The organism is Nostoc flagelliforme FACHB-838, from assembly GCF_014698065.1.
Lineage (GTDB): Bacteria > Cyanobacteriota > Cyanobacteriia > Cyanobacteriales > Nostocaceae > Nostoc > Nostoc flagelliforme_B.
Window position 1 is genome coordinate 1 of sequence record NZ_JACJSI010000437.1, and the last position, 4,629, is coordinate 4,629.

At 45.3% G+C, this 4,629-nt stretch carries 5 protein-coding genes and 3 pseudogenes; 2 read left to right on the forward strand and 6 right to left on the reverse strand.

The features are described from left to right. Positions 1 to 182: pseudogene (locus H6G97_RS45915) on the forward strand (IS4 family transposase); the annotation flags it as partial. 455 nt (positions 183 to 637) lie between these two features. Here the strand turns inward: H6G97_RS45915 and H6G97_RS45920 are convergent. The 4 genes from H6G97_RS45920 to H6G97_RS45935 all read right to left on the reverse strand — a co-directional run bounded on the left by H6G97_RS45920 (position 638) and on the right by H6G97_RS45935 (position 2,321). Then, positions 638 to 931: a hypothetical protein gene (locus tag H6G97_RS45920; protein WP_190947073.1), complete on the reverse strand. Its 294-nt coding sequence runs from the start codon at positions 929 to 931 to the stop codon at positions 638 to 640. Between the two features lie 134 nt (positions 932 to 1,065). Further along, a complete protein-coding gene (locus H6G97_RS45925) occupies positions 1,066 to 1,437 on the reverse strand; it encodes a peptidoglycan-binding domain-containing protein (RefSeq protein ID WP_199350127.1) in 372 nt (123 codons plus the stop codon). Beyond that, positions 1,427 to 1,678, reverse strand: coding sequence for a hypothetical protein (locus tag H6G97_RS45930; RefSeq protein WP_190947076.1), 252 nt, complete (start codon positions 1,676 to 1,678; stop codon positions 1,427 to 1,429). The genes H6G97_RS45925 and H6G97_RS45930 overlap by 11 nt, the downstream gene beginning before the upstream one ends. After that, on the reverse strand, positions 1,668 to 2,321 hold the full coding sequence (locus tag H6G97_RS45935; protein ID WP_190735714.1) for a GOLPH3/VPS74 family protein: 654 nt from the start codon (positions 2,319 to 2,321) through the stop codon (positions 1,668 to 1,670). Before H6G97_RS45935 ends, H6G97_RS45930 begins: the two co-directional genes overlap by 11 nt. Before the next feature lie 238 nt (positions 2,322 to 2,559). Here H6G97_RS45935 and H6G97_RS45940 point away from each other — a divergent pair. Beyond that, positions 2,560 to 3,277 (forward strand): annotated as a pseudogene (locus tag H6G97_RS45940) (IS1 family transposase). A gap of 235 nt (positions 3,278 to 3,512) precedes the next feature. Here H6G97_RS45940 and H6G97_RS45945 read toward each other — a convergent pair. Both H6G97_RS45945 and H6G97_RS45950 read right to left on the reverse strand, forming a co-directional pair. After that, positions 3,513 to 4,121, reverse strand: a complete 609-nt coding sequence (locus H6G97_RS45945) for a DUF4360 domain-containing protein (protein ID WP_190947075.1) — start codon at positions 4,119 to 4,121, stop codon at positions 3,513 to 3,515. A gap of 126 nt (positions 4,122 to 4,247) precedes the next feature. Further along, a pseudogene (locus tag H6G97_RS45950) lies at positions 4,248 to 4,382 on the reverse strand (SDR family NAD(P)-dependent oxidoreductase); the annotation flags it as partial. Positions 4,383 to 4,629: the final 247 nt, after the last annotated feature.

Sequence of the window (4,629 nt, forward strand, 5' to 3'; positions counted from 1 at the left end):
TAGCCGCAACTTCAACAAAACGTCAGCGAATTTATCGTACTTTACTAAAAGTTATTGCCCACAAGCCTGTCAGCGATCGCCCCGGTAGAAGTGAACCACGAGTTCGTAAACGTCGCCCGAAAGCTTACCCTTTAATGACGAAACCTCGGCACGAATTACGAAACCAATTGCAAACTGCTTAACCCGCAAGTGTTTCGGCTTTTCTTAGTGCCATTCGGCTCTGAGCCGTGCGTGGGTAGGACACGATCTCGCTTGTGGTTAGAAGAAATGTGAGACATGGGGATAAACTCCTTCAAGCTAGTTGTTAATGGGTTCAGGTATCAACGGGGTCATCGATGACCCCACCAAAGCGCAGACTGTAAATTAGTTTGTTAGAACTTACGCATTGACGGAAATAGAGTGGTGTGAGGCGTTACGCTTCCTCGATTAGTTCGACGTATGTTGATTTGTTTGACGCGATCACTTCGCTGGCTTCACATCCAGCCCCGTCCAATGAGCGGCAAAAGCCCACATATCCGCCGTTTCCTCAATAATCTTCGCTAGTTTGATCATTGTTCTCTGACATCTGAATCTCTTCTCTGTTCAAAGCAACAAAGTCGTGTGAGTTGTTATGCTGTTGCCCCTCACTGGTTTACTTCTAGGGACTGGTAAACGGCTTACATTGAATCGCCTTCACATTTCGCAGATAGTTCAACTGTGGCTCGAAGTCAGTCGGACAGAAGACATAAACATTGTCCTGAGATCGGCTAATGACTAAACGGTAGCTGGGTGGAATCCCTTCAGAACTTTCGATCACTTCGATTCTGGGAATCACTTGTGAACTGACTTGAGCCAGGGATGGAGAATTGAACAGTAGGAGTACGCCGAACAGAATTGTGATTGCGATTGTGGTTGTAGTTGTGATTTTGATTGAAAAAATCTTTCGGTTCATTAGAAATCTTCTGTGGCTTATGGTTGTGTAATGTTCTGTTGTTTCCAGGGAAGCGGGGATCGATAGGGGTTTTCGTGCATATCCAGGACTTCCCAGGTGGTTGGATTGACTCGCTCTGTAACTGGGATTCTGTATCATCGCTGGAGATCGCGTACCGCAGACGCTGTGACCGTACCAAAGGTGCCATCGACGATCGCCCCTCTTGGATTGCTTAACCTCACACCTGCGGCTCCTAAAAAGCCATTGTCTTGAAGGATGCGCTGTAACAATTGCACGTTTCTGCCGCGATCGCCTTGGCGCAAGGTAGGTAAGGTTAAATCAGTGTAGGCAGTGGCGACCAGAATAGGGGAGGTTTGTTGTGGAGGAATGCTGTGTGCGATCTGCGCTTCGCTATCGCGGGATGAGTGAATGAACCTCCGAGCAATCCTGTTGCGATCATTAGTACTCCGAAAATGAGTTGAGGTTTCATGATTGTCCTCCTGATGGAGATTGGTTCTATTTCGCATCAATTTGCGTCGGAGTGATTACTCCACTCGCTTTGAGACCTGCAACGAGGTCGGTCACTTGACGTTGAGCCTCTGCACTCAGGGAGTCAAAGTCGTCTAAGAAGAATTGACGTTCTAGCAGCCGAAGGCAGCGTGTCAGCCCTATCACTGCATGTTTGCTAGCAACGTAAGGAGATATGCCCGGAAGCGCAACAAGACCATTCGTTTGTTCTATACAACCCCTAACGATTTCATCGGACATTGATTGCACCCAGAAGCGTGGCTGCTTGAACGGTGAAAATTGCTTTTGAAACGGCTTGACCGACCAACTCCTCTCTTGCGATCGCTTTAATTCGCGATCGCGCTTCAGGACGTTCTTCAGGTCTGAACACCGCATCGGTCAGGTCAGAGGCTTGCATCAAACTAATCAATGCTGCCATCCGAGAATCCAGTCCAATGCCTTCTAACACGGCTTCACGAACTTGCTGGACAATCTCGCGTTGAATGGATTCATCGGTTAGAAAATATCGCTGCGTTGGGAACAGTCCAAGAATGCGTTGCTCTTGTCGTTGCAAAACACCTAAATCGACTAAGTTCTGCAACACAACCGGCTGAAACCATCTGTATCTTCGTCTCCAACGAGTAATCCAGAACCTTGCAGTTCGAGGTCGAGACGATGCCAGAACCTCATTGAGGTGTCGATCTAAGAATTCATCGCCTGTGTTGCCTGTGATCGCACCGATCACACGATTGTTGTTGTCGATCTCAAGTTTGCCTTGCAGTACTAAGTCTAGTAACAAAGAACCGACCAAGCCATATTCGAGCGCTGCGTAGAAAGAGAAGCGAGTTTTCCCAGTTTGGGGATTGAGTGCAAGAAGGATTAAGTCCTGTGAAAGATATTGCATGATGAATTCCTTATTGAGGTATATTGCGGTTCCTTCGGAGTTGCGCCTCGGCGCTAATCGCAAGTTTGATGCCGAAAGGTAAGGATCTTAAGCGGCTTCTGTCCATGTGCCTGTGTGATCGCCGCGTTTACCGCTTCTAAGATGGCTTTATTGTTCTCTGACATCTGAATCTCTCCTCTGTTCAAAGCAACAAAAAAGCGGCGTTGCATAATAGAGGGATGAATTGAGGTCATCTACTGTGCAATGTCCATACTGCGACTCTACTGAAATTAGAAAAAATGGTAAACGAAGAGGTAAACTTTCATCACATTTGTGTCAATTGTGGTCGTCAATTTATCGATGTTTACAGTCCACCAAAAGGGTACTCAGATGAAATCAAGCAAGAATGTTTAAGGTCATACGTTAATGGCATGGGATTTCGAGCCATTGAGCGTGATAAAGGAGTTCACCATACAACCGTAATTTATTGGTTAAAACAAATAGGCGAAAAACTCCCCGACGTACCGCCTAGCGACGACATACCATCCGTTGGAGAATTAGATGAACTACAAACCTTCATCGGTTCAAAAAAAACAAAGTTTGGTTGTGGACAGCAGTAAATCACTTTCATGAGGGTATCTTAGCTTGGGTAATAGGCGATAAGCCTACGGCATGGCTTCGCTTACCGCAGTTCAGAAACATTTAAATTCTTGTGGGACATTGTTTCCTATTGGCAATGTTACTTCTACGTCACAGACGGTTGGAAAGTTTATCCTTGCTTTATTGACCCGGGAGACCATATCGTAAGCAAAACCTATATGACTAGGGTCGAGGGCGAAAATACCCGCTTGCGCCATTACCTAGCAAGACTACATCGAAAAACACTTTGCTATTCTAAATCCGTGGATATGCTTAAACATTCAATTCGATTGTTACTTCATTATTTAAAGTATAGAGAAATACCCGTGTTTACCTAATTCATCCCGCATTTATGCAACGCCGATGATTGCTTAAAATCACTTAAAAAAGCTACGCTCAAAAGTCTAAACGAACAGACAACAGTTGATTGACAGTAAGCTTTAGTACAAGAAAAGGTGTAAGTTGAGTTGGCGCAAGCCAACACCCTGTTCCAGACACAGAGAGCATTAGCGCAACCTACACCTTACGTCTTTTAAAAGCAAAGAGCAAAAAAACTCTCTTCTTTGAGAAGACCTAACGACACTGGCGATATTTGATGTGATAAACCAAACCACGGTGGGCGAGATCAAAGGAGTCAACAGTCGCGATACCTTGGCCACTAGCGGTCATTGCAGCATTCACCCGCATATTTACACTGTCGCCACAGCGTGACCAGACATCAGCCACAGTTACTAATTGATCTCGAACATTGTAGTCAGTTTCGCCTCTTAATGTCCGAGAAAAAACAGGGCCACGTTGACCAGCAAAAAAGTACTCTGCTCTTAATCTCCCAATAGTGGAAGGAGCAACATAACCGCGATAATCAGCATCGTAAAGGGAAATTTGAAAGCCTTGGGGTACTTTGATCGGGATGCTCAAATTACAGCTTTTGCGACTTTCTGCTGCCTTATTTCCCACAGTTATAAACTGATCAAATAAGATACTTAGCTCTTGACCATCAGGACTGACACTCACAGCAGCAGATCCTTCAGGGCAACCGTTACCACCATATTCTGCCCCTAAAATTTCAACTTTGTCGTTAGCAGCAAAGACGGGGCCGACAGAGGCTGTAATCAGTGTTGCCGCAGCAAGAATTGCTTTAACAAAGTTCATAGATGTTTTCTTGAAGTCTCGACTATTCATCATTCACCTGTCTTAAGTATTTTCAGTAGTGTTAAATACGGATTTGATGCAAAAAATTTCAGAAATATCAATAATTGATATTTCTCATGATTGAGAAATACTACTCCCATTCTGTTAATATTTCTCCGTTGTTTCGCGTTCTGCATCGCGTCTGCCGGAGAACACAACTTTTGCACCCGCAGCACCAAAGGCGATCGCGGTTGCACGACCAATTCCTGAAGTTCCGCCAGTGACTAATGCCACCTTGTCTTTAAGCATCATGATAGTTACCTCTTGTTGTGAATGGCTGTGTCACTTTGTCAAAAACTCAATGAGCAATACGTGTAGGAGCCAGCAATAAGAAGCGCCTCCTACAACCAGGATGAGTACGATCCTGGCTGCGTGCCCCATAAATCCAGTCTCGCCAGTTCCATGCCGATCAATACTGACCTACCGCGATCGGCAACTCACGTTCAATGGTTCGCAATCGTTGCGAAAAATCATTCAAGATACGTTGACGAACTGCATC